Here is a 23,617-nt window from a genome sequence, read left to right as displayed (position 1 = left end):
CCCCCCCCCCCCCCCCCCCCCCCCCCCCCCCCCCCCCCCCCCCCCCCCCCCCCCCCCCCCCCCCCCCCCCCGGCCGGGTGCACCTCGACGTCCGCGGGGTCCAGGACCGCCACGGCCGGCTCCCCCGGCGCCAGGCCGTCGTCGAGCACGCCGGCGAGCGTCGCGCCGTCGTCGGTGCGCAGCCCGCCGGCGGTGGCGCGCCCGCTCAGCAGGACCAGGTCGGCCAGGCGGGCCGCGAACGCGCTGCGGGGCGCGGTGAGCACCTCGTGCACGGTGCCGTGCTCGGCGAGGCGGCCCTCGTGCAGGACGGCGACCCGGTCGGCCAGGGCGAGCACGTCGAGCAGGTCGTGGGTGACGAGCACGCTCGCGCCGGGGCGCTCGGGGTGCGCGCCCTCGCGCAGCACCGCGCGCAGCACCCGCCGCACCTGCGGGGCGGCGGCGACGTCGAGGGCGGCCAGCGGCTCGTCGAGCAGCAGCAGCCGCGGGCGGGTGGCCAGCGCCCGCGCCAGCGCCACGCGCTGGGCCTGCCCGCCGGAGAGCCGGCGCGGGCGGCGCTCGGCCAGGTCCGCGGCGCCGACGGCCCGGAGCCAGCGCGCGGCGCGCTCGCGCGCCTCGCGGCGCCCGGCGCCGGCGCTGCGCGGGCCGAAGGCGACGTTGGCGGCGGCGCTCAGGTGCGGGAAGAGCAGCGGGTCCTGCGCGAGCAGGGCCACCCCGCGGCGGTGGGCGGGCACGAAGACCGGCCGGCCCGGGCCGGCGGCGGCCAGCACGCGCCCGTCCAGAGCCACGGACCCGCCGGTGGGGCGCAGCAGGCCGGCCAGCAGGTCCAGCAGCGTGGACTTGCCCGCCCCGTTGGGACCCAGCACGGCGAGCACCTGCCCGGGCGGGACGTCCAGCGCGACGTCCAGGCCACGCGGGGCGTGCCGCACCGCGACGCGCAGGCCCGCCGCGCCCGCCGCGCTCACGCGCTCACCACGCCTGCACGCCGCGCCGTCCGCGCACGCCCACGACGACCACGACGCTGACGGCCACGAGCAGCAGCGACAGGGCCACCGCGGCGTCCGGGTCGCTCTCGCGGCGCAGGTACACCTCCAGCGGCAGGGTGCGGGTGACGCCCTCCAGGCTGCCGGCGAAGGTCAGGGTGGCGCCGAACTCGCCCAGGGAGCGGGCGAAGGCCAGCACCGCGCCGGAGGCCAGGCCGGGGGCGACCAGCGGCAGCGTCACGCGCAGCAGCACCCGGCCGGGCCGGGCGCCCAGGGTGGCCGCGACGCGCTCGTAGCGCTCCCCGGCGGTGCGCAGCGCCCCCTCGGTGCTCAGCACGAGGAACGGCATGGCCACGAACGCCTGGGCCAGCACGACGGCGGCGGTGGTGAAGGCCACCCGCACGCCGAGCACCTCCAGCACGGGGGCCAGCAGGCCCTGCCGGCCCAGCGCGCTGAGCAGGGCCAGGCCGCCGACCACGGGCGGCAGCACCAGCGGCAGCAGCACCAGCGAGCGCAGCACGCGCAGGCCGCGGAAGCGCCCGCGCGCCAGCACCAGCGCCAGCGGCACGCCCAGCAGCAGGCAGCACGCGGTGCTCGCCGAGGCGGTCAGCAGGCTCAGGCGCAGCGCCGCCAGGGAGGAGGGGGAGGTGACCAGCGCGCCGAAGCGCGACCAGTCCACGCGGGCGACGACGGCGACCAGCGGCACCAGGACGAGCAGCAGCCCGGCGGCGGCGGGCACGAGCACCCACGCCGGCAGGGCGCCGCCCGCCGGGGCGCCGGCGCGGCGGGCGGAGCGGCGGGCTGCGCGGCGGGCGGAGCGGCTCACCCGGCCGGCACCCCGAAGCCGGCGGCGGTCAGCGCCGAGCGCCCGGCCGGGCCGGTGACGGCGTCGACGAACCGCCCGGCCAGCTCCGCCTGCACGGCCCCGCGCACGACCGCGACGGGGTAGGCGTTGACCTCCCCGGCCGCCTCGGGCAGGGGCACGCCGGTGACGGCCTCGCCGGCGCGGGCGACGTCGGTGGCGTAGACGACGCCCGCGTCGGCCTCGCCGGTGGTGACCTTGCCCAGCACGTCGGTGACCGAGGGCTCCTCGCTGACGGGCGAGAGCTGCACGCCGGTGGAGCGCTCGACGCGCTCGGTGGCGGCCCCGCAGGGCACCTGCGGGGCGCACACCACCACCGCCAGCCCCGGGCGGGCCAGGTCGGCGAAGGAGGTGACGCCGGCGGGGTTGCCCGCGGGGGTGGCCACCGCCAGGACGTTGGTGGCGAACACCTCCGGCTCGCCGGCCAGCAGCCCGGCGCCGGCCGCGCGCGCGGCGGTGGCCTCGTCGGCGGTGGCCAGGACGTCGGCCGGGGCGCCCTGCTCGACCTGCGCGACCAGGTCCGAGGAGCCGGCGAAGCTGAGCGCGACGTCCACGCCGGGGTGCTCGCGCTCGAAGCCGGCGGCGAGGTCGGTGAACACCCCCTGCAGCGAGGCGGCGGCGAAGACGGTCAGGGTGCGCCGCTGCGCGCCGTCCGCGCCGTCCGCGCCGGAGCACCCGGCGAGCGCGAGCAGCAGCGCGAGCGCGGCGGCGGCCGGCGCGGTCCTCACGCGCGCCCGGCGGGCGTCTCGACGACCACGGCGGTGGCCTTGACGACGGCGGTGGCGCGGCTGCCCGGCTGCAGGCCCAGCTCCTCGGCGGCCTCGCGGCTCATCAGGGACACCACGCGGTGCGGGCCGGACTGCACCTCCACCTGCGCCATCACCCCGTCGGCGACCACGCGGGTGACCACGCCGGCGAAGCTGTTGCGCGCCGAGCGCGCCACGCCGGTGCTGTCGGGTGCGGCGGCGCCGGCGTGGCCGACGGCGAAGGCGGCCAGCGCGGCGCCGTCCACGACGAGGCGGCCGGCGCCGTCGCGCTCGGCGGGCAGGGCGCCGGAGTCGACCCAGCGGCGCGCGGTGTCGTCGGAGACGCCGAGCAGCCCGGCGACCTCGCGGATCCGGTAGTGCGGCACCACGGCAGGCTAGGCGCCGCAGGTGCGGTCCGGCCAGCGGCAGCGCGCCGCAGGTGCGTCAGCCCTCGCGCAGCAGCGCCAGCATGTGCGGCAGCTCGAAGACCTGCGCGACGGCCACCCCCGACTGCCGGCCCAGCTCCGGGTCGGCCCCGGCGGCCAGCAGCGCGCGCACGACGGGCTCGTCCTGGCGGAAGACGGCCGCGCCCAGCGCCGTCTGGCCCTTGTCGTTGACGCGGGAGTGGTCCGCGCCGCGGTCGAGGAGCATCCGCACCGTGCCCTCGTGGCGGTGGTACGCCGCCAGCAGCAGCAGGGTGTCGCCCGAGGAGTTCGTCAGGTCCACCGGCACGCCGAGGTCGAGGCGCTCGGCCAGCGCGGCGGTGCCGCCCTCGCGCGCCAGCTCGAAGGTCTCCTGCAGGAAGCGCAGCTCGTCGCCGGTCAGGTCCGCGGTCACGCCCCGACGGTAACCGCCGCGGCCGGCGCCCCGGCAGCGGCGCGGGGACGGGCGCCGAGGGGCGGCGCGGGGGGCTGGCGCGCGGGCCGCCCGGACCCCTACGGTGTGCTGAACCGGTTCGGTGCAGCGTCGCCCGCGGGGCCCGACGGCCGAGCCGGGCCCCGCGAGGACCCGAGAGGACGACGTGCTCGACACCGACAAGATCTCCGTGCAGCTGTACACGGTCCGCGACGCGCTCGCGGCCGACACCGACGGCACCCTGGCCCGCCTGGCGGGCATCGGCTTCCGCAACGTGGAGCCCTTCGGCCTGGTCGAGTGGGCGCCGAAGCTCGCCCCCGCGCTGGCCGCCCACGGCCTGAGCGCCCCCAGCACCCACGCCGGCATCGTCGGCCAGGACGTCGAGCAGGTCCTCGCCGCGGCCGCCACCACGGGCACCACGCTCGTGGTGGAGCCGTTCGTCGACCCCGCGCGCTGGACCACCGCCGAGGACGTCGCCGCGGTGGCCGCCGAGCTCAACGCCGCCGCGCGCCGCGCCGCCGACGCGGGCGTGACCATCGGCTACCACAACCACTGGTTCGAGCTGGAGAACCTCATCGGCGGGCGCACCGCCCTGGAGGTGCTCGCCGAGCACCTCGACGACGCCGTCGCCCTGGAGGTGGACACCTACTGGGTGGCCGTCGGCGGGCAGGACCCCGTCGCGCTGCTCGGCCGCCTCGGCGAGCGCGTGCAGGCCGTGCACCTGAAGGACGGCGACGGCACCCGCGACACCAAGCAGCAGGTCGCCCTGGGCGCCGGCTCCCTGGACGTCGCCGGCATCGTCGCGGCCTCCTCCTCGGTGCGCCTGGGCGTCGTCGAGCTCGACGACACCAGCGGCGACGTCTTCGACGCCGTGGCCGGCGGCTACGCGTACCTGACCGGCGCGGGGGTGCAGGCGTGAGCGCGCCCGAGCCCCGCACCGGCCCGGTGGGCATCGGCGTCATCGGCGCCGGCGTCATCTCCGGCACCTACCTGGAGAACCTCACCAGCTTCCCCGACGTGCGCGTGCACGCCATCGGCGACCTCTTCCCCGAGGCGGCCCGGGCGCGCGCCGAGGCGCACGGCGTGCCCCACCACGGCGGCATCGACGCGGTCCTGGAGAACGACGACGTCGAGGTCGTGATCAACCTGACGGTCCCCTCGGCGCACGTGGACGTCTCGCTGCAGGCCATCGCCGCCGGCAAGCACGTGTGGAGCGAGAAGCCCGTCGCGCTGGACCGCGAGGGCGGCCGGCAGCTGATCGCCGCGGCCGAGGAGGCCGGGGTGCGGCTGGGCTGCGCGCCCGACACCTTCCTCGGCGCCGGCCTGCAGGCGTCGCTGGCGGCCATCCACCGCGGCGACATCGGCACCCCGCTGAGCGCGCTGACCCTCATGCAGTCCCCCGGCCCGGAGTCCTGGCACCCCAACCCGGCGTTCCTCTTCCAGACCGGCGCCGGGCCGCTGTTCGACATCGGCCCGTACTACTTCACCCTCCTGGTGCAGGCGTTCGGGCCGGTGGCCGCCGTCGCCGCCCTGGGCTCGAAGTCCCGCGCCTCCCGCGTCATCGGCTCCGGGCCCAGGGCCGGCGAGAGCTTCGACGTCACGGTGCCCACCCACGTCAGCGCGCTGGCGCAGTTCGAGAGCGGGCAGAGCTCGCAGAGCACCCTCAGCTTCGACTCCCCGCTGCAGCGGCACGGCTTCGTGGAGATCACCGGGACGGAGGCCACCCTGGAGGTGCCCGACCCGAACAACTTCGACGGCGACGTGCGCATCCGGCGCACCGGCTCGGAGGAGTGGGAGCTGCTGGCCTCCACGAAGGCCACCTCCACCCGCGGCACGGGCGTGCTGGAGATGGCCCGGGCGATCCGCGCCGGGCGCCCGCACCGCGTGCAGGGCGCGCTGGCCCACCACGTCGTGGACGTGCTCGTCTCCATCGACGAGTCGATCCAGCGCCGCGAGTTCGTCGAGGTCACCAGCACGGTGGAGGCGGCCGAGCCGCTGCCGGCGGACTGGGACCCGACGGCCCGCACCGTCTGAGCCGCCCGCGCCCGCGGCGCCCCGACCCGCTCGGGGGGCGCCGCGGGCGCGCGCGCATCCCCCCGAGGTCGCAGGGTGCTGCCGTCCGGGGGCGAGCGCCTCCGCCCCTCGGCTGATCCTGGGCCCGGACGGTGCCGGCAGCCCCGCGGCCCGGCCTACCCTGGGCCACGTGCCCCTCCTCGCCGAGCTGTCGGCCTCGCTGCCCGCCACCGCCCCCGCGGTGCTGCCGCACTGGCTCGAGGCCACCTCCCTGCTGGACACCCTCGGCGCCGCGGCGCTGTGGGGGGCGGCGGCCATCGTCTTCGCCGAGTGCGGCCTGCTCATCGGCTTCTTCCTGCCCGGCGACTCGCTGCTGTTCACCGTGGGGCTCTTCACCCACGACGGCCACGTGCCGCACGCGCTGTGGACGGTGTGCCTGGTCCTGTCCGCCGCCGCGTTCCTGGGCAACGCGTGCGGCTACGAGATCGGCCGCAAGGCCGGCCCGGCGGTCCTGGACCGCCCCGGCTCGCGCGTCTTCAAGCGCACCCACGTCGAGCGCACCCAGCAGTTCTTCGCCACCCACGGCCCGCGCGCGATCGTCCTGGCCCGCTTCGTGCCCGTGGTGCGCACCTTCATCACCGTCGCCGCCGGCGCCGGGCGCATGCCGCGGCGCACCTTCCTGGTCTTCTCCGGCATCGGCGCGGTGCTGTGGGGCACCGGCGTGACGCTGCTGGGCTACCTGCTCGGCGGCGTTCCGCTGATCCGCGAGAACATCGAGCTGGGCCTGCTGCTCCTCGTGGCGATCTCCGTGCTGCCGGTCGCGCTGGAGGCCCTCAGCGCCCGCCGCAAGCAGCGCCGCGCCACGGCCGCCGCCCTGCCGCAGCAGAAGGTCCTGCGCGTGGACGAGGCCCCGCGCGAGGCCCCCCGCCGGAGCCGCTGAGCCGCCCTGGCAGGGTGGCGCCGTGCCGCGCTCGCGCCAGCTGCTGTCCCTGCGGTGGGGCGACATGGACGCCTACCGCCACGTGAACAACGTGGAGGTCCTGCGGCTGCTGGAGGAGGCGCGCGTGCGCGCCTTCGGGGTCAGCGGCGCCGAGGGCTCCCCGACGCTGCTGGCCACCGGCACCGTCGTGGCCCGCCACGAGGTCGACTACCTGCGGCCGCTGGACTACCGCACCGCCCCCGTCGCGGTGGACCTGTGGGTCGAGGACGTCGGCGGGGCCAGCTTCCGGGTGCGCTGCGAGGTCCTCGAGCCGGACCCGCCCGCCGTGGGCGAGCCGCGCACCTACGTGCGCGCGAGCACCACGTGCGTGTCCTACGACTTCGCCGCCGGCCGCCCCCGCCGGCTCGACCCCGCCGAGCGCGAGCGCCTGGCCGCGCTGGCCGACGAGCCGCCGCCCGCGCCGCCCGCCACCGGCTGAGGAGGCGCGCTCGCGGGCGCCTGGGAGGATCGGGGGGTGTCCGACTGGCTGTCGCAGCTCGCCGACCCGCAACTGGACCACCTCGGCGCGCTGGGCGTGTACGCGCTCGTCTTCGGCATCGTCTTCGCCGAGACTGGCACGCTCGTCGGCTTCTGGTTGCCCGGGAGCACGGTCCTCTTCTCCGCGGGCCTGATCGCCGGCCGCGAGGGCAGCCCGCTGTCGCTGGGGGTGCTCGTGGTGGGCGTGACGCTCGCGGCGGTCCTCGGCGACACCGTGGGGTACTGGTCCGGGCGGCGCCTGGGCCGGCCCTGGCTGCTCAAGCGCGCCGGCCGGGCCGCGCACCACCTGCCGCGCGCGGAGGCCTTCTACGCCCGCTACGGCTGGTGGGCCGTGGTCGGCTGCCGCTACATCCCCTGGCTGCGCGCCTTCACGCCGATCATCGCCGGCACCGCCGTCATGCCCTACGCGGCCTTCGCCACCGCCAACGTCGTCGGCGCGCTGACGTGGGGGGCGCTGCTCGTGCTGGCCGGCTACGCCGCCGAGGACCTGCCGTGGATCCGCGACCTGGCCTACGCGATCGCCGGCACCGCCGTCGTGCTCTCCGTCGTCGCCCCCGTGGTCGGGGCGCTGCGCCGCCGCCGGGCGGCCCGCGCGCGCTGAGGACCCGCCCGCCGCGACCCGCCCACCGCGACCCGCCCGCCGCGACCCGCCCGGGGCCCGGCGGGCGGGTGCTCGGGCGTCAGGCGGGGCGGGTCACGGCCGTCAGGCGCACCGCGACGGTGACGTCGACGACCTCCGGCAGCCGCGCCAGGCGCTCGTCGAGGTCGGCCTCCCGCACGTGGTGGGCGCTGGGGCCCATGAGCACCAGGTCGCGCAGCGCCGCGCGCCCGAGCGGGCGCACCACCGACAGCTCGCGCACCGCGGCCGGGGCCAGGGCGGCCAGGTCCGCGGCCAGGCGCTCGTCCTTGCGCCCGTCCACGCCGAGCATCCCCAGCGCCGCGCGCACCTGCGCGAGGTGGTCGGGCCGCGGGGTCAGCACCACCCAGGTGCCGCCCGGGCGCAGCACCCGGGCGACCTCGGCGGCCGCGCGCGGGGCGAAGACGGTGGTGACCAGGTCCGCGCAGCCGCCGGCCAGGGGCAGCGCGCGCCAGGCGTCGGCGCCGACGGCGGCGGACCGCGGGTGCGCGCGCGCCGCCCGGCGCAGCGCGTGCGCGGAGCTGTCCAGGCACGCGCCGTCCGCGGCGGGCAGCGCGTCGAGCACGCGGGCCAGGTGGTGACCGGTGCCGCCGCCGACGTCCACGGCGAAGCGGGCCGCGGGCACCAGCTCGGCGGCCAGCTGCGCCAGCGCCGCGGACACCGGCGCGTAGTGCCCGGCGTCGAGGAAGCGCGCGCGGGCGGCGACCATGCCGGCGGTGTCGCCCGAGCGCGCGCGGGCGCCCACGGCGAGGTTGACGTAGCCCTGGCGGGCGACGTCGACGCCGTGCCCGGCGGCGCAGGTCAGCCGCCGCCCGTCCACCGCCAGCGGCCGCGCGCACACCGGGCAGCGCAGCCGCGGCACCACGGCCGTCAGCGCGGGCGGCAGCGGCGGCACCTCGCGGGGCGCCCCGGCGTCCAGCGCGCGGCCCTCAGCGCTCGCGGTCGGCGGCGGCGCCCATCGGGTGCAGGCCCGTCAGGGCCCCCACCCAGGAGGCCGGCACGCGGGCCAGCCGCTCGTCGTAGGCGCGCACGGCCGCGCCGTGGAAGGCGAGGTCGCCGGCCAGGCGGTGCTCGGCGTCGGCGATGGCGCGCGCGGTGTGCTCGTCGGGGTGCCCGTCGGCGTGCACGCTCAGCTCCGACAGGCGGGTGCGGCGCTGCTCGGCCAGCGCCCCGGCCTCCACGGCCAGGTCGCGCATGCGCACCAGCGCGGCGCGCGTGGCCGCCGCGTACAGGACGGCGACGAGCACGACGAGCAGGACGACGAGCAGGACGACGGTGCCGGCGGTGCCCACGCTCAGCCGCCCAGGCCGACGTCGGCCAGGCCGAAGGCGGCCCGGTAGGGCAGCCCGAGGGCCTCCACGCGCTCGCGCGCGCCGGTGGCGCGGTCGACGACGACGGCCACGCCGACCACCTCCGCGCCGGCCTCGCGCAGCGCCTCCACGGCGGTGAGCACCGAGCCGCCCGTGGTGGAGGTGTCCTCCACGGCCAGCACGCGCCGGCCGGCGACGTCGGGGCCCTCCACGCGCCGCTGCAGCCCGTGCGCCTTGGCGGACTTGCGCACCACGAAGGCGTCCAGCGCGGCGCCGTGGCGCTGGGCCCACCCGCGCGCGTTCGCCGCGTGCACCATCGCCAGCGCCACGGGGTCGGCGCCCATCGTCAGCCCGCCGACGGCCTGGAAGTCCCAGTCGGCCACGAGGTCCACGAGCACCGGCCCGAGCAGCGCGGACGCCTCGCCGTCCAGGGTGATCCGGCGCAGGTCGACGTAGTGGTCGGCCTCCTCCCCGCTGGAGAGCGTGACGCGGCCGTGCACGACGGCCTTCTCGGCGATGAGGGCGGCGAGCCGCTCGCGCTCGGGGGTGGGGGTGGGGGCGCTCACGGGCCACGAGCTTAGGCGCTGGCGGGCGGGCCCCCGGCCGCCCCCGCGCCGTCCCCCGCGCCGTCCCCCGCGCCGTCCCCGGGTGCGGCGGGCGGTGCGGCGGTAACGTCCCCGCCGTGCGCCTGGCCACCTGGAACGTGAACTCCGTCCGCGCCCGCCTGGACCGGGTGCTGGCCTGGCTCGAGCGCAGCGACGTCGACGTCCTGGCGCTGCAGGAGACCAAGTGCAAGGACGAGCAGTTCCCCGCGCAGGCCTTCGCCGACGCCGGCTACGAGGTGGCGCACCACGGGCTCTCGCAGTGGAACGGCGTGGCGCTGCTCTCGCGCGTGGGCCTGCAGGACGTGAGCACCGCGTTCGCCGACGACGTGCCGGGGTTCGGCGCGCCGCCGGTGCGCGAGGCGCGCGCGATCGGCGCCACCTGCGGCGGGGTGCGGGTGTGGAGCCTGTACGTGCCCAACGGCCGCGCCCTGGACGACCCGCACTACGCGTACAAGCTGCTGTGGCTGGAGTCGCTGCTGGGCGCCGGGCGCGGCTGGCTGGCGCGCGACCCGCGCGCGCAGGTGGCGCTGGTGGGCGACTTCAACATCGCCCCCCTCGACGAGGACGTGTGGGACCCCTCGGTCTTCGAGGGCGCCACCCACGTCTCCGAGCCGGAGCGGGCGGCGTTCCGCGCGCTGGAGGCGGCCGGCTTCACCGACGTGGTGCGCCCGCACGCCCCCGGCCCGGGCACCTACACGTACTGGGACTACACCCAGCTGCGCTTCCCCAAGCGGCAGGGCATGCGCATCGACTTCGTGCTCGGCTCCCCGGCGCTGGCCGCGCGGGTCGCGGCGGCGACGATCGACCGCGCCGAGCGCAAGGGCAAGGGCGCCTCCGACCACGCGCCCGTGGTCGTCGAGCTGGACGAGCCCGCGGGCACCGGCGCCCCCGCGGGCACCGTCCCCGGCGGGGCGTGAGGGGCGCGCCCCGCGAGGCGCTGCGCCGAACGGTTGAACCGCGCCGCGGCGGCGCTCGCGGGCGAGACTGCGCGGGCGCGCCGCACTAGCTTCGCAGGGGTGCGAGCACCTGTGAGCGCCTCCGACGTGGAGGCCGTCGAGCTGAGCGCGGCGACCGACGCCCCCGGCCAGCGGGCCGTCGCGTCGCTGCTGGAGTCGTGGGCGCGCCGGGCCGTCCCGGGCGACTCGGTGTCGAGGGCGCGCCTGCTGGTCGCGGCCAGCGAGCACGCCGCCTTCGCCGGCGACGCGCGCCGCTCGCTGCGCCTGGCGCGGCGCGCGCTGGCCACCGGCGACCACGTGGCCCCCGACACCCGCTGCTACGTCGTCTCGGCGCTGCTGCTGTGCGGGCACCTGCGCGAGGCCCTCGCCCTGGTCGAGGAGGTGCTGGCCTGCCGGCCCGCCGACGCCGAGGCGTACCTGGCCCTGGGCGAGGAGCTGGCCTGGCACGACCAGCAGGAGGCGGCCACCCGGGTGTGGACGGCGGGGCTCTTCCGCTGCGCCGGCGACGAGGAGGCCACCGAGGCCCTGCTGGCGGCGCTGCGCCGCAGCCGCGGCCCGGCGCGCCCGGTCGACGTGCGCGAGGGGGTCGACGTGCGCGAGGGGGTCGACGTGCGCGGGGGCGCCGGCACGTGCGCGCGGGTCGACGTGCGCGACGCGCCGGACGTGCCGGTGCTGCCGGTGCTCCCGGCGCCGGCGCCCGCGCTGGACTGACCCGCCCGCCGCCCCGCCCGAGCACCCCGCCCGAGCACCCCGCCCGCCGCCCCGCTCGAGCACCCCGCCCGAGCACCCCGCCCGCGGCGGGGCGCTCAGGCCGCGGCGGTGGCGTGCACGACCACGAGCGTGAGGTCGTCGACGGGCCCGCCGGCCACGTGCGCGGCCACCGCGGCCACGACCGCGTCGGCGACGCGGTCGGGCGCGCCGGGCCCGGTGCGCTCGCGCACCGCGTCCAGGGCGGCGTGCAGCCCGGCGTCGTCGAGCAGGCGGCGGTGGGGGTCGGCGGCCTCGGTGACGCCGTCGGTGAAGAGCACGAGCGAGTCGCCCGGGCCCAGCTCGACGGGCGCGTCGGTGGTCTCCACGCCCTCGAAGAGCCCGATGAGCGTGCCGGGCACCCCGACCGCGCGCGGGTCGCCCACCGCCGGCAGCAGCACCGGCTGCGGGTGCCCGGCGAGCGCCACCACGCCGGCCGCCGGGGCGGCCGGGTCGGGGCGGGCGGGCAGGCGCACGGCGGCCAGCGTGGCGAAGCGGTCATCGAGGGCGTCGGCGGCGGCGTCGCCCACCGCGGAGAGCAGCGCCGCCGGGGAGCCGGTGGCGCGGCTGAGCCCGCGCGCGGCCCAGCGCAGCGCGGTCGTGGTGGCCGCCGCGCGCGGGCCGCGGCCGGAGACGTCGCCGATGACGGCGAGCAGGCCGCCCTCGCGGGTGCTCAGCAGGTCGTAGAAGTCGCCGCTGACCTCGCCGCGGCTGCCGTCGGCGCGGGTGGCCGGCTGGTAGCGCATCGCCACCTCGTAGCCGGGCACCCGCGGCGGGTGCGCGGGCACGAGGGTGCGCTGGATCTGGTCGGCCAGCGCGTCGGTCTCGGCGCGCACGGCGTCCCGGGCCCGCTGCGCGGCGTCGCGGGCGGCGCGCGCCTCGACGCGGTCGGTGACGTCGCGCTGGACGGCGACGTAGTAGCGCACCCCGCCGTCGGGCTCCACCAGCGGTGAGAGCGAGAGCTCGTTGTGGAAGACGCGCCCGTCGCGGGTGCGGTTGGGGATGACGACGGTGCCGCCGCGGCCGTGGCGGATCAGCTCGCGCACCTGCGCGGCCGGCCCGCGCGCGTCCAGGCCGGCCTCCTCCACCCCGTCCTGCAGGAAGCGGCAGTTGCGCCCCACCGCCTCCTCCGCGGCGTACCCCGTGGTGACGGTGAAGGCGTCGTTGACCCACACCAGCGGCTCGCCGGGCAGGGTGACATCGGCGACGCAGACGGCCTGCTCGGCCCGGCGCACGGCACGGGCGAGCAGGTGCTCGAAGCGCTCCGCCCCGTCGTCGAGGTCGGCGGGAGGGGTCGGATGCGCGTGCTGCACCCCACCAGTGTCACCGCTGCGGGCGGGGTCCGCGCACCGCGGTGCACCGCAGCGCCCTCACGGGTGCCGGCGCGAGCCCTTGACCACCTTGTCCACGGCGCTGCGCGGGCCGTGCAGGGCGATGCCGACGAGGTCGAGCTCGGCGCCGGGCACGGCGGCGACCACGGCGCGGTTGGCCGCGTCGTGGCCGGTGGTGAACATGGCGGCGGTGAACACCGCCGTGGGCAGCTCGCGGCGCGCGGCGCGCTCGCGGGCGGCGCGCAGCACCTCCAGGGCGCCCTCGAGCACCACGACGGGCTGGCCCAGCAGCGGCAGGTAGGCGGTGCCGTCGGCGTCGGCGTAGGGCTCGCCGAGCAGCTCCGGGTGCGCGGCGCTGACGCCGCCGGCGAGGAAGGCGGTGACGTTCAGGCGCTGCCAGGCGGCCAGGTCCTCGCGCAGCAGCACGACGGTCTTGGTGGCGGTGCGGCCCGCGGCGGGCGCACCGGGCTCGGCGGGGGTGTCGGGGGTCGTCAGCAGGTCGTCCACCCGCCCAGCGTCGCCGTCGCGCCCGCCGCCGGTCTTGTACGTTCGTGACGTGGCCGGCGAGCTGGCGGGGGACGCGGCGCAGGACGTGGCGCAGGACGTCGCGCGCAGCTGGCGCCCGGACGTGCCGGGCGTGGCGGAGGTGCTGCACGCCCGCTTCACCCGGCACGCGTACCCGATGCACGTGCACGGCACCTGGACGGTGCTGCTCGTGGACGAGGGCGCCGTGCGCTACGACCTGGACCGCCGGCACCGCGGCGCGCCGAGCGCGGCGGTGACGGTGCTGCCCCCGCACGTGCCGCACGACGGGCGGGCCGCCACGGTGGACGGCTTCCGCAAGCGCGTGCTGTACCTGGAGCCGGGGGTGCTGCCGGTGGAGCTGGCCGGCGCGGCGGTCGACGAGCCGGTCCTGCCGGACCCGGCCGTGCGACGGGCGGTGGCCGCCCTGCACGCGGCGCTGGTGCGACCCGGGGAGGAGCTGGAGGCGGCCGGGCGCGCGGCGCTGCTCGTGCAGGGCCTGCACCGGCGCCTGGCGGGGCGCGCGCCGGCTCCGGCGCCGCGCGACGCGCCGCTGGCCGAGCGGCTGCGCGAGCTGCTGGACGCGCACGTGGTGGCCGGGGTGGGCCTGCGGGAGGCGTCGGCGCAGCTGGGCGCCTCCCCCGCGCACCTGGTGCGCGCCTTCGGCCGGCACGTGGGGATGCCGCCGCACGCCTACCTGGCGGCGCGGCGGGTGGACCTGGCGCGGCGGCTGCTGCTGGCCGGGCACCGCCCGGCCGAGGCGGCGGTGCTGGCCGGCTTCCACGACCAGCCGCACTTGACGCGGCACTTCCGCCGGGTGCTGGGCACCACCCCGGGCCGCTTCGGCGCGCGGGGCGCGCGGGGGGCGGCGTGAGCGGGGCCGGCTCGATCACCGACGTGCCGGGCGTGCGGGTGGGGCAGGTCACCCGCCGCGGCGGCGGGTGGCTGACGGGCGTGACGGTGCTCCTGCCCCCGCCGGGGACGGTGGCCGGGGTGGACGTGCGCGGCGGCGGGCCGGGCACGCACGAGACGGACGCGCTGGACCCGCGCACCCTGGTGCCCACCGCGGACGCGGTCGTCCTCACCGGCGGCAGCGCCTACGGCCTGGTCAGCGCCCACGGCGTGCAGCGCTGGTGCGCCGAGGACGGGCGCGGCTTCCGGGTGGGCCCGGGCCCGGGCGAGGTGGTGCCGATCGTGCCGGCGGCGGCGGTCTTCGACCTCGGCCGCGGCGGGGTCTTCACGCACCACCCCACGGAGGCGATGGGGTACGAGGCGGCGGCCGCGGCGGCCTCGCCGGCGGGCGCGCACGTGCAGCGCGGCAGCGTCGGGGCGGGCACGGGCGCGGTCCTCGGCCGCCGGTTCAAGGGCGGCGTGGGCACCGCCTCGCTGCGCGTGGACGGCGCCGTGGTGGGCGCGATCGCGGTGGTCAACGCGATCGGGCTGCCGATCGCGCCGGACGCGGCGCGCGGCGGGGCGGTGCCCGGCGCGCCGCTGGGCTCGGACCCGTCGCCGGGCACCGCGCCGGGCGCCGCGCCGGGCCCGGCGCTGAACACCACGCTGGCGTGCGTGGCCACGGACGCGGCGCTGGACCCGGCGGAGACCTCGCGCACGGCCACCGCCGCCCACGACGGCCTGGCCCGCGCGCTGGAGCCGGTGCACACCCTCTCCGACGGCGACACCGTCTTCGCGCTGGCGACGGGCGCGGTGCCGCTGCCCACCGGGCCCGGGGAGCGCGGTGAGCGGGTGGCGCGGCTAGTGCGGCTGCAGGCGGCCGCGGCCGAGGCGGTGCGCCTGGCCGTGCTCGACGGCGTGGCCTCGGCGGAGCCGGTCGAGGTGGGCGGCGTGCTGCTGCCGCGCTGGCCGGGCTGAACCCGGGCCAGCACGCGACGGGGCCCCGCAGCGCTGCTGCGGGGCCCCGGTGCGGTGGTGCGCGCGCCTCAGCCCTTCACGGCCCCCGTCAGGCCGCCGACGATGCGGCGCTCGAAGAGGGAGAAGAACACCAGCGCCGGGATCATCGACAGCGACGTGAAGGCCAGCACGCGGGCGGTGTCCACCGAGTACTGCGAGGCGAACGCCTGCACGCCCAGCGGCAGCGTGAAGCTGGCGGCGTCGTTGAGGATGAACAGCGGCAGCATGTAGCTGTTCCAGCTGTTGACGAACGCCAGGATGCCGGTGGTGACCACGCCCGGGATCGACAGCGGCAGCACCATGCGGAAGAAGAACCCCAGCCGGCTGGCCCCGTCGATGGCCGCGGCCTCCTCCAGCTCGTCCGGGATGGCCTTGAGGAACGGCACCAGGATGATGATGGTCACCGGCAGGGCGAACGCGATCTGCGGCAGGACGATGCCGGCCAGGCTGTTCATCAGGCCCAGGTCGCGGATGAGGATGTACAGCGGCGTGATGGCCACCGTCATGGGGAACATCAGGCCCGCGGCGAACAGCGCGTACAGCGCGCCGCGCCCGGCGAACCGGTAGCGGGCCAGGACGAAGCTGGCCATGAGGCCCAGCGCGACCACGCCGACGGTGGTGGCCAGGGACGAGATCGTCGAGTTCAGGACCTGCCGCCAGAACACGTCGCTGGCCAGGACGTCGGCGTAGTTGCCGAACTCCCACGGGCTGGGGAAGCCGGCGGGGTCCAGGGTGATCTGGGAGTTGGTGCGGAACCCGCCCAGGATGATGTAGACGACGGGCCCGAGGCAGACGCTGACCAGCAGGACGGCCACGAAGTAGGTCAGCGGTCCCCCGCGACCCGAGGCGGACGACCTGCGGCGGCGCGCGACGGGCGCCGTCGTGGGCGGCGGGGCGGTGCTGATGGCGGCCATCACTTGCTCCTTCCGGTCAGGGCGCCCTCGGTGTCGCGGGGCAGCACGAAGCGCTGGTAGATCAGCGCGACGGCCAGCGAGATGAGGAAGAGCACCACGGCGACGGCGTTGCCGTAGCCGTAGTTGCCGGCGTTGCGCCCGCTGACGACCATGTAGGTCGCCATCGTCGAGGTGCCGGCCGTGGAGGCGACGTACTGCCCCCAGATGATGTACACGAGGTCGAACAGCTGCAGCGAGCCGATGATCGACAGGAACGCCCAGATGCGGATCGTCGGGCCGAGCAGCGGCACCGTGATGGCGCGCTGGATCTGCCAGTAGGACGCCCCGTCGATGGCGGCCGCCTCGAACAGCTCCTCGGGGATGCTCTGCAGGCCGGCGAGGAAGAGGATGACGGCGAAGCCGATGTACTTCCACGTGATGATGAGCACCAGCGACCAGATGGCCACGTCCGGGTCGGAGAGCCAGTCGACCGTCCAGCCGGGCAGCCCCACCTCGGTGAGCAGGTCGTTGACCGCGCCGGTGGTCTGGAGCATGAGGCTCCAGCCCGTGCCGACGATGACCTCGGCCACCACGTAGGGGACGAAGATCAGCACGCGGATCAGCGAGCGCCCGCGCATCTTCTGGTTCAGCAGCAGCGCCACGGCCACGGCGGCGGGTCCCTGCAGCACCAGGGAGGCCACCACGATGAACGCGTTGTGCGTCAGCGCCTCGTGGAAGGCGCTGTCCTGCAGGATGATCTTGTAGTTGTCCAGGCCGACGAACTCCGTCGGCGGGCCGAAGCCCTTCCACCGGAAGAAGCCGTAGTACGCGGCCATCACCACGGGGAAGATGACGAAGGCCAGGAACATCACGACGGCGGGTCCCGCCAGGAGCGCGATCTCCAGGTGCTTGCGCCAGTCGACGCCCCGGCGGGCCCGGCCGGCCGGGGAGGGTGCCGTGCGGGCTCCCTCCCCGGGCGCCGGGGAACCCCCGAGCGGGATCGTCGTGGTCGTCGGGTTCTCGCTCAGGGGTTGCGTCATGGTCGGGTCAGCCCTTGGCGGCCGCGTCGTTCACGGCCTTGACGACGCCGGCCGCGTCGCCCTTGCCGGCGAGCATGTCGACGACGCCGGAGTTCAGCGCGTTGCCGACGTTCTGCCCGAACAGCGTGTCCAGCCACACCGTGACGTACGGGGCCTCGTTGTAGGCCTGCAGGATCGACTGCAGCGCCGGCTCGGTCACGACGCCCTGGGCCTCCTGGCTGGCGGGCAGCGTGTGGTAGGCGGTGGCGTAGGCCTCCTGGTACTCCTTCTGCATGAAGAAGTTCAGGAAGGCGGTGCACTCCTCCTTGGGCGCCTGGGCCCAGCAGCTGAAGCCGTCGACGCCGCCCATCATGGCGCCGGGCTCGCCCTGACCGCCGTCGACCGCGGGGAAGGGGAACCAGCTCAGGTCGGCCAGCGGCTTCTTGTCCGGGGTGAGGTCGGCGATGACGCCGGGGTTCCAGGCGCCCATGAGCTCCATGGCCGCCTGGTGGTTGGCCACCAGGCCCGCGGAGGAGCCCGCGCCCTGCTGGGCCGGGGTGGTCAGGAAGCCCTCGTTGAACGGCTCGGTGTCGGCGAACTCCTTGAGGTCCTCGGCGGCCGCGGTCCAGCACTCGTCGTCGAAGGAGCGGTCCTGGCCGGCCTGTTCGATGGTCTCCGGGGAGCACTCGCGCAGCGCGAAGAAGTAGTACCAGTGCGCCGCGGGCCAGGCGTCCTTGGCGCCGAGGGCGATGGGGGCCACCCCGGTGCCCTTGACCGCCTCGACCGCGCTCTCGAGCTCGGCCAGGGTGGCCGGCGGCGTGGTGACGCCCGCGGCGGTGAGCAGGTCCTTGCTGTAGAACATGCCGCCGGGCAGCACGGCCGTGGGCATGCCGTAGACCTTGCCGTCGATCGTGAAGGCCTCGAGCACGGACTCGGGCAGCGCCGAGCGCACCGCCGGGTCGAGGGAGTCGCTGAGGTCCATGACCTGCCCGGCCTCGACGACGTCGGCCAGCTTGCCGCCGCCGCGCGCCATGAAGATGTCCGGGGCGTCGCCGGAGTTCAGCGCCGTCTGCAGCTTGCCGTCCATGTCCTCGTTCTGGACGGTCTGGATCTCGATCTGCACGCCCGGGTTGGCGGCCTCGAAGTCGGCGGCCGTCTTCTCCCAGTAGGCGGCACCCTCACCGGTGGTGGAGTTGTGCCACATGGTCAGCGTGACGTCGCCGTCGCCGGACTCGCCGCTCGCGCCGCCGCCGCAACCGGCCACCAGCAGCGAGATGCTCGCCCCGAGCGCGGCGAACACCGACGCAGCCCGCCTGTTCCTCGTCATCGTGGATTCCCTCTGTCGTCATCGACACCTGGACAGCAACCTGTCGGGAGGACTGTGGCTGCCGAGCGGTCCCGGGTCAATCGGTTCCGCAACCTTTATTCGATCGATACAACCCTACCCCCCGTCCGGCGCAGCCGGCGCTACCCTCCCGGGTGTGAGCACCGGCGCCACGCCCCCGCGGGACCGCACCGCGCGCCTCCCGGCGGCGGGGCGGCGCGAGGGGCGCGTCACGATCGTCGACGTCGCCCGGGCGGCGGGCGTGTCGGTCGCCACGGTGTCCAAGGCGGTCAACCGGCGCGACGGGGTGGCCCCGGCCACCCACCGGCGCGTCATGGCCGCGGCCGCCGAGCTGGGCTACGACCCCGCGCCGGCGCCCCGCCCGGCGCGGCGGCGCACCGGGGTGGTCGCCGTGCTCGTCGCCGAGTTCGAGCCGTTCTCCCTGGAGGTGCTGCGCGGCGCCTCGCGCGCCGTGGGCGGCAGCGGGTACGAGCTGCTGGCCCACGCCGGCGCGGTCGGCGGCGAGCGCGCCGGCTGGGAGCACCGCTCGCTGGCGCGCCTGGCGGGCACGCTCGTGGACGGCGCGGTCGTCGTGGCCCCCACCGCACCGGCGGCGGGCGCGGCGGTGCCCGTCGTCGCGGTCGACCCGCGCTCGGGCCCGTCGTGGCCGGCGACGGTCGACCCGGACGACGTCGGCGGGGCGTGCGCGGCCACCCGGCACCTGCTCGACCTGGGCCACCGGCGCATCGCCCACGTGCGCGGGCGCGCCGACCTGGAGCACAGCCACCTGCGCGAGCTGGGCTACCGCGAGGCGCTGCGCACCGCCGGGGTGCCCCTGGACCCCGCCCTGGTGCGCGGCGGGCACCGCGCCCCGGGCGCGCGCGAGGTCGCCCGGGCGCTGCTGGCGCTGCCGCAGCCGCCCACCGCGGTCTTCGCCGCGGACGACGCCGCGGCCCTGCGGGTGGTGGAGGCGGCCCGCGGGCTGGGCCTGCGCGTGCCCGGGGACCTGTCGGTCGTCGGCTTCGAGGACGTCCCCGGCGCCGCGCGTTGCACCCCGGCGCTGACCACGGTGGTGCGCCGGCCGCAGGAGGTGGGCGCCGAGGCGGTGCGGCTGCTGCTGGACCTGCTGGAGGGCCGGCGCGGCCAGCAGCACGTGCGCCTGCCGGCGCACGTGGTGGTGCGCGGCAGCACGGGCCCCGCCCCGGGCCCCGTCACGGCGCGGGCCGGCGAGCGGGCCGGCGAGCGGGCCGGCTAGCGGGCCGGGCGCGCCGGCGTCAGGCCCGCCACCGGCGCGCGAGGCGGCGCGCGAGGCGGCGCGCGAACCCGCCGGGCAGCACCCGGCGCGCCAGGGGCACCAGCGGGGTGGCCGCCGCCCGCAGCACCGGTGCGCGCCCGCGCGCGCGGGCGGCGCGCTCGCGGGCGCGCGTCTCCAGGTCCAGCGGGGTGAGCACGTGCTCGACGGCCAGCAGGATCGTCCCGCGCAGCAGCCACAGGGACGTGTGCTCGCGCGGGTCCACCAGCAGCAGCTCGGTCAGGGTCGCGCGCGCCTCCCCGGCCCCCTCCAGGCTGCGGGCCAGGCGCTGCTCCACCTCCGCCTCGGCGCCCTCGGCCTCGGCCTCCACCAGCGCCCCGAAGGCGTCGAGGCAGTCGGCGACCTCGGTGAGCACGACGGCCAGGGCGGCGCGCACCTCGCGGCCGTGGTCGTCGTCCGGCTCCGCGCGCTCGGGCGCCTCCTGCCGCACGGCGACGAACAGCCCGCGCAGCGCCAGCAGCGAGCTGTCCAGCGCCTCCAGCCCCGAGCGCAGCCCGGGCGCGACGTCGGCGGTGCCCAGCGCGCGGGGGTTGAACCGGCGCAGGTCGCGCACCTCCCCCACGGCCGCCGAGGCGCGCTCGGCCACGTCGGCCACGGCGCGCGCCCGCGCCAGCCACGAGCCCACCTCGGCCCGGGTCAGGGGGCGCGCGGCCATGGAGCCGGCGGCGTCCCGCAGGCACTCGGCCTGCTCCTGCGCCACCGCGCGCACCTCGCCGACGGCGGTGCGGGTGGGCACCGGCGGGGGCAGCAGGACGCTGAGGGCCACGCCCACGCCCGCGCCGATGAGCGTGGTGACCACCCGCGTCTCGGCCGCGATGCCCTGCCCGCCCACGGAGAGCACGAGCATGGCGCTGATGGGCGTCTCCAGCGCCTGCTCGCCCAGGCGCAGCACGCGCGCCAGCAGCAGCGAGGCGCCCACCGCCAGCGCCAGGCTCCACCAGGTCAGCCCCGCCAGGGTCGACAGGGCCACCGCGACGAGGACGCCGGTGAGCACCGCCCCGACGCGCACGACGCCCATGCGCAGGCTGGAGGTCGCCGACGCCTGCAGCACGAGCAGCGCGGTCAGCGCGCCGGTGAGGTCGACCGGGCCGCTGGTCAGCGCCAGCGTGAGCAGGTAGGAGGCGACCGCGGCGACGGTCAGCCGGGCCGTGGAGGTCAGGGCCCGGCGCGAACCCCCGGGCCCGGCCACGCGGGCCAGTGTCCGCCGCGCGCGGCGGCGGCGCGAGGGGCCGTGCTCCCGGCCCGCGCCCGGCCCCCGGCTCAGCCCCCGGCCCGGGCGGCGGCGGGCGGCGGCGCGGTGGAGGAGCGCACCACCAGGTGGGTGGCCAGCTCGATGTGGTGCGGGTCGAGGACCTCGCCGTCCACCAGGCGCAGCAGCATCTCCAGCGCGAAGCGGCCCATGTCCTGCAGCGGGGTGCGCACGGTGGTCAGCGCCGGGGTGACCCAGCGCGCCATGTACGTGTCGTCGAAGCCGACGACGGAGACGTCGTCGGGCACGCGCAGGCCCAGCTCGTGCGCGGCCTGCACGACGCCGAAGGCGCACACGTCGGTGACGGCGAAGACGGCCGTGGGGGGCTCGGGCCCGGTGAGCAGCCGGGTGGCGTGCTCGAAGCCGGCGTCGAAGCCGAAGCCGGCTTCGACGACGAGGCGGGGGTCGGCGGGCAGGCCGGCGCTCTCGACCGCCGCGCGGTAGCCGTGCAGGCGCGCCAGCGTGATGGCCGCCCCGGACGGGCCGCCCAGGTGGGCGATGCGCCGGTGCCCCAGGGCGATGAGGTGCTCGGTGGCGCTGAAGGCGCCGGTCCAGTTCGTGGCGCCGACGCTGGCGACGTCGGCCTGCGGGGTGTGCACCGGGTCGACGACGACCAGCGGCAGGTGCACCTCCTCGAAGCCGGCGACGTGCTGGGAGGTCAGGTCGGAGGTGACGACGAGGACGCCGTCGCGCCCGGCCTCGACCAGGCGGCGGGCCCAGGCGGCGCCCGCGCTGAAGCCGGAGGCGTCGTCGGAGAAGCGCCCGACGACCACGTCGGCCCCGGCGGCGGTGCCCGCGTCGGTGACCCCGCGGATCAGCTCGGTGGCGTAGGGGCTCATGAAGTCGTCGAAGATGAGCCCGATGGTGCGGTGCGCCGGCTCCTCCCGGCGCGCGGGCCGGCGCGGGGCGTGGCGCGGGCTCTGCTGGTACTCGTGCTCGTCCAGCAGGCGCTGGATGGCGGTGCGGGTCTCCGGGCCGACGTCGTCGCGGCCGTTGAGCACCTTCGAGACGGTCGCCGTCGAGACCCCCGCGGCGGAGGCGATGGCGGCGAGGGTGGGGCGCTTGCGCCTGCCCACGGGCTGCGTCACGGGACCTCCTCCGGCCTGACCCGAGCCTCGCCGGGTGGTCAATCATCTCAGCCCGGCCACCGGGACCGCTGCACTGCGGCCACCTGAGCCCGAAAGGTTGCGCAACGAACGCTAGGGGCAGCCGGTGGGGGTGGTCAAGGAGCGCGCCGGGGCCGCGCCGGACCCGGCGCGCCAGCTCTCCTGCGGCGCCACCGCGTTCCCCGGCGGCCCCGGGGAGGGTCGCGGGTCCGTGCTGAAACGGTTCGGCACGACCCCTTGACGGCGCCGAGGCGCCCGTCCTAGCGTCTCGCCCACCACAGCAGTTCGCGCAACGTTGCGAACGAAACGGCTCGACCTCGACGGGCGGGACCGCGGAGCACAGGGGCTCCCCGGTCGCGCCCGGGCCTCCCGGCCCGTCCCCACCCGGGCGCCCCGCGGCGCCGCGCACCGGCGCACGGCCGCGCCGGCGCACCCCTCACACCGACGGAGGACACCGTGCACGAGACCTTCCCGACCCCCGGGCGGCGCATCAGCCGCCGCGGCCTGCTGGCCATGGGCGCGGCCGCCGGCGCCGCACCGGCGCTGGCCTCCTGCGGGGACGGCGGCAGCGGCGGCGGCGACGGCGAGATCACCCTGGGGCTGTGGACGTGGGCCTCGGAGTTCGAGGACGCCTTCGCCGCGGCCGCCGCCGAGTACAAGCAGCTCAACCCGAACGTCACGGTGCAGCCGCGCTACTGGAGCTTCGCCAACTACGCCCCCTCGCTGCAGGCGGCGCTGGCCGCCCAGGACGAGGCGGACATCTTCATGCCGCTGGTCTCGACGCTGGCGCTGGGCGAGGCCGGGCGCATCGTCGACCTGCGCGAGGCGCTGGGCACGGAGTTCCTCGACGGCTTCTTCCCCTCCACCAACGACGAGAACGTCTGGGAGGACGGGCAGTACGCCGTCGGCTGGGCCGCGCAGACCTTCGGGCTCTTCTACAACACCACGATCATGGGCCAGCTCGGCCTGCAGCCGCCGGAGACGTGGGACGAGCTGGCCGCGATGGCCCCGGCCATCAACGCCGCCGGCTTCGTGCCCATGTCCATCCAGGGCACGCCGTCGAACCAGCTGTCCGACTTCATGCTGCCGATCATCACCCAGATCACCGACGACCCGCAGGTGGTGCTGGACCTGGACGCGCACACGGAGGAGGGCGTCAGCTGGGACAGCGAGCCCGTGGTGCAGGCGCTCACCGTCGTCAAGCAGCTGCGCGACGCCGGGGTGTTCGCCGAGGGCGTCCTGGCCACCGACAGCGACACCGCCAACGGCACGTTCACCAACGGCCGCGCCGCGATGCTCTTCACCGGCTCGTTCTTCCCGCCGTCGCTGCAGACCACCGCGCCGCCGGAGTTCCTCACCCAGTACGGCATCGCCAAGACGCCGACCACCGAGCCCGGCGGCAAGCACTGGTGCGCGAACCAGGCCGGCTACACGTGGGCGATCAGCTCGCGCTCGGAGAACCAGGAGGCCGCCGCGGACTTCCTGAAGTATCTGTACGACCCCGAGCGCTACCTGACGATGATGAACGACACGTTCTCCATGCCCAGCACGCGCGCCGCCGCCGACGGCGTCACCAGCGAGGACATCAAGACGATGACCTCCTGGCTGCTGGACGGCGAGGGCGCCCCGCACATCCTCTTCGGCAAGGGCTCGCTGGACGCGGTGACCAACGGCGTCGTCTCCGTCGTGGACGGCTCGGCCACCCCGCAGCAGGCCGCCGCGGACATCGAGGCCGCCGTCGTGCAGTCCCGGAAGATCTGACCGG

The 23,617-nt window shown here is 77.4% G+C and carries 26 protein-coding genes; 11 read left to right on the top strand and 15 right to left on the bottom strand.

The features are described from left to right. The 5 genes from ACRYMN_RS16155 to ACRYMN_RS16135 all read right to left on the bottom strand — a co-directional run. A partial coding sequence (locus ACRYMN_RS16155; protein WP_432497193.1) for a sulfate/molybdate ABC transporter ATP-binding protein occupies positions 1–962 on the bottom strand: 962 nt, incomplete at its 3' end. A gap of 4 nt (positions 963–966) precedes the next feature. Beyond that, the gene (locus tag ACRYMN_RS16150; RefSeq protein WP_432497191.1) at positions 967–1,806 is read right to left on the bottom strand and encodes an ABC transporter permease; all 840 of its coding nucleotides are present in this window, start codon (positions 1,804–1,806) and stop codon (positions 967–969) included. Next, positions 1,803–2,570 (bottom strand): molybdate ABC transporter substrate-binding protein, encoded by a 768-nt coding sequence (modA, locus tag ACRYMN_RS16145; protein WP_432497189.1) that lies wholly within the window; start codon positions 2,568–2,570, stop codon positions 1,803–1,805. Before modA ends, ACRYMN_RS16150 begins: the two co-directional genes overlap by 4 nt. Next, positions 2,567–2,974: a TOBE domain-containing protein gene (locus ACRYMN_RS16140; RefSeq protein WP_432497186.1), complete on the bottom strand. Its 408-nt coding sequence runs from the start codon at positions 2,972–2,974 to the stop codon at positions 2,567–2,569. Before ACRYMN_RS16140 ends, modA begins: the two co-directional genes overlap by 4 nt. Positions 2,975–3,032: 58 nt before the next feature. Further along, entirely contained in the window at positions 3,033–3,425 is a 393-nt protein-coding gene (locus tag ACRYMN_RS16135) for an ankyrin repeat domain-containing protein (RefSeq protein WP_432497183.1), read from the bottom strand. Positions 3,426–3,609: 184 nt separating this feature from the next. Between ACRYMN_RS16135 and ACRYMN_RS16130 the strand changes: the two genes are divergently transcribed. From ACRYMN_RS16130 to ACRYMN_RS16110, 5 genes are all read left to right on the top strand, one after another. Beyond that, positions 3,610–4,362 (top strand): sugar phosphate isomerase/epimerase family protein, encoded by a 753-nt coding sequence (locus tag ACRYMN_RS16130; RefSeq protein ID WP_432497180.1) that lies wholly within the window; start codon positions 3,610–3,612, stop codon positions 4,360–4,362. After that, entirely contained in the window at positions 4,359–5,477 is a 1,119-nt protein-coding gene (locus ACRYMN_RS16125; protein WP_432497177.1) for a Gfo/Idh/MocA family protein, read from the top strand. The genes ACRYMN_RS16130 and ACRYMN_RS16125 overlap by 4 nt, the downstream gene beginning before the upstream one ends. 169 nt (positions 5,478–5,646) lie before the next feature. Then, positions 5,647–6,396 (top strand): DedA family protein, encoded by a 750-nt coding sequence (locus ACRYMN_RS16120; RefSeq protein WP_432497174.1) that lies wholly within the window; start codon positions 5,647–5,649, stop codon positions 6,394–6,396. Between the two features lie 22 nt (positions 6,397–6,418). Then, the gene (locus ACRYMN_RS16115) at positions 6,419–6,874 is read left to right on the top strand and encodes an acyl-CoA thioesterase (RefSeq protein WP_432497172.1); all 456 of its coding nucleotides are present in this window, start codon (positions 6,419–6,421) and stop codon (positions 6,872–6,874) included. 36 nt (positions 6,875–6,910) lie between these two features. Continuing rightward, positions 6,911–7,534 (top strand): DedA family protein, encoded by a 624-nt coding sequence (locus ACRYMN_RS16110; RefSeq protein WP_432497169.1) that lies wholly within the window; start codon positions 6,911–6,913, stop codon positions 7,532–7,534. A gap of 79 nt (positions 7,535–7,613) precedes the next feature. On the opposite strand, the gene ACRYMN_RS16105 is transcribed toward ACRYMN_RS16110, so the two are convergent. The 3 genes from ACRYMN_RS16105 to ACRYMN_RS16095 are packed head-to-tail and all read right to left on the bottom strand — an operon-like array spanning position 7,614 to position 9,446. Next, a complete protein-coding gene (locus ACRYMN_RS16105; protein ID WP_432497201.1) occupies positions 7,614–8,444 on the bottom strand; it encodes a putative RNA methyltransferase in 831 nt (276 codons plus the stop codon). A 55-nt stretch (positions 8,445–8,499) separates the two neighbouring features. Then, positions 8,500–8,862: a hypothetical protein gene (locus ACRYMN_RS16100; RefSeq protein WP_432497167.1), complete on the bottom strand. Its 363-nt coding sequence runs from the start codon at positions 8,860–8,862 to the stop codon at positions 8,500–8,502. Positions 8,863–8,864: 2 nt separating this feature from the next. After that, the gene (locus ACRYMN_RS16095) at positions 8,865–9,446 is read right to left on the bottom strand and encodes an orotate phosphoribosyltransferase (protein WP_432497165.1); all 582 of its coding nucleotides are present in this window, start codon (positions 9,444–9,446) and stop codon (positions 8,865–8,867) included. Between the two features lie 116 nt (positions 9,447–9,562). On the opposite strand from ACRYMN_RS16095, the gene ACRYMN_RS16090 reads away from it, so the two are divergent. Together ACRYMN_RS16090 and ACRYMN_RS16085 are read left to right on the top strand one after the other, a co-directional pair. Further along, entirely contained in the window at positions 9,563–10,402 is an 840-nt protein-coding gene (locus tag ACRYMN_RS16090) for an exodeoxyribonuclease III (protein ID WP_432497162.1), read from the top strand. Positions 10,403–10,501: 99 nt separating this feature from the next. Beyond that, positions 10,502–11,152 (top strand): hypothetical protein, encoded by a 651-nt coding sequence (locus ACRYMN_RS16085; protein WP_432497159.1) that lies wholly within the window; start codon positions 10,502–10,504, stop codon positions 11,150–11,152. Positions 11,153–11,247: 95 nt separating this feature from the next. Here ACRYMN_RS16085 and ACRYMN_RS16080 read toward each other — a convergent pair whose 3' ends face one another. Next, on the bottom strand, positions 11,248–12,501 hold the full coding sequence (locus ACRYMN_RS16080; RefSeq protein ID WP_432497156.1) for a PP2C family protein-serine/threonine phosphatase: 1,254 nt from the start codon (positions 12,499–12,501) through the stop codon (positions 11,248–11,250). 57 nt (positions 12,502–12,558) lie between these two features. Beyond that, positions 12,559–13,017: a DUF2000 family protein gene (locus ACRYMN_RS16075; protein WP_432497198.1), complete on the bottom strand. Its 459-nt coding sequence runs from the start codon at positions 13,015–13,017 to the stop codon at positions 12,559–12,561. 58 nt (positions 13,018–13,075) lie between these two features. Between ACRYMN_RS16075 and ACRYMN_RS16070 the strand changes: the two genes are divergently transcribed. Together ACRYMN_RS16070 and ACRYMN_RS16065 are read left to right on the top strand one after the other, a co-directional pair. After that, a complete protein-coding gene (locus tag ACRYMN_RS16070; RefSeq protein ID WP_432497154.1) occupies positions 13,076–13,915 on the top strand; it encodes a helix-turn-helix transcriptional regulator in 840 nt (279 codons plus the stop codon). After that, positions 13,912–14,910, top strand: a complete 999-nt coding sequence (locus ACRYMN_RS16065) for a P1 family peptidase (RefSeq protein ID WP_432497152.1) — start codon at positions 13,912–13,914, stop codon at positions 14,908–14,910. The genes ACRYMN_RS16070 and ACRYMN_RS16065 overlap by 4 nt, the downstream gene beginning before the upstream one ends. Positions 14,911–14,978: 68 nt before the next feature. Here ACRYMN_RS16065 and ACRYMN_RS16060 read toward each other — a convergent pair whose 3' ends face one another. Genes ACRYMN_RS16060 through ACRYMN_RS16050 form a run of 3 tightly spaced genes read right to left on the bottom strand, consistent with a single transcriptional unit; the run spans position 14,979 to position 18,188 of the window. Next, entirely contained in the window at positions 14,979–15,863 is an 885-nt protein-coding gene (locus ACRYMN_RS16060; protein WP_432497149.1) for a carbohydrate ABC transporter permease, read from the bottom strand. Further along, positions 15,863–16,882: a carbohydrate ABC transporter permease gene (locus tag ACRYMN_RS16055; RefSeq protein WP_432497146.1), complete on the bottom strand. Its 1,020-nt coding sequence runs from the start codon at positions 16,880–16,882 to the stop codon at positions 15,863–15,865. Before ACRYMN_RS16055 ends, ACRYMN_RS16060 begins: the two co-directional genes overlap by 1 nt. Before the next feature lie 7 nt (positions 16,883–16,889). Beyond that, positions 16,890–18,188, bottom strand: a complete 1,299-nt coding sequence (locus tag ACRYMN_RS16050; RefSeq protein WP_432497144.1) for an extracellular solute-binding protein — start codon at positions 18,186–18,188, stop codon at positions 16,890–16,892. Between the two features lie 154 nt (positions 18,189–18,342). Here ACRYMN_RS16050 and ACRYMN_RS16045 point away from each other — a divergent pair, with 154 nt between their 5' ends. After that, on the top strand, positions 18,343–19,440 hold the full coding sequence (locus tag ACRYMN_RS16045) for a LacI family DNA-binding transcriptional regulator (RefSeq protein ID WP_432497142.1): 1,098 nt from the start codon (positions 18,343–18,345) through the stop codon (positions 19,438–19,440). A 19-nt stretch (positions 19,441–19,459) separates the two neighbouring features. On the opposite strand, the gene ACRYMN_RS16040 is transcribed toward ACRYMN_RS16045, so the two are convergent. Then, positions 19,460–20,686 (bottom strand): FUSC family protein, encoded by a 1,227-nt coding sequence (locus tag ACRYMN_RS16040; protein WP_432497140.1) that lies wholly within the window; start codon positions 20,684–20,686, stop codon positions 19,460–19,462. A gap of 71 nt (positions 20,687–20,757) precedes the next feature. Then, entirely contained in the window at positions 20,758–21,834 is a 1,077-nt protein-coding gene (locus ACRYMN_RS16035) for a LacI family DNA-binding transcriptional regulator (RefSeq protein ID WP_432497137.1), read from the bottom strand. Between the two features lie 474 nt (positions 21,835–22,308). On the opposite strand from ACRYMN_RS16035, the gene ACRYMN_RS16030 reads away from it, so the two are divergent. Continuing rightward, positions 22,309–23,613 carry an ABC transporter substrate-binding protein gene (locus tag ACRYMN_RS16030; protein WP_432497135.1) on the top strand — a complete coding sequence of 435 codons (1,305 nt, stop codon included), beginning with the start codon at positions 22,309–22,311 and terminating at the stop codon, positions 23,611–23,613. Positions 23,614–23,617 lie beyond the last annotated feature (4 nt).

Source organism: Kineococcus gypseus (assembly GCF_050871305.1).
In the GTDB taxonomy this organism is placed as follows: Bacteria; Actinomycetota; Actinomycetes; order Actinomycetales; family Kineococcaceae; genus Kineococcus; species Kineococcus gypseus.
Note: the sequence above shows the minus strand (reverse complement) of the source record. Positions and strands in the feature narration are given on the sequence as shown.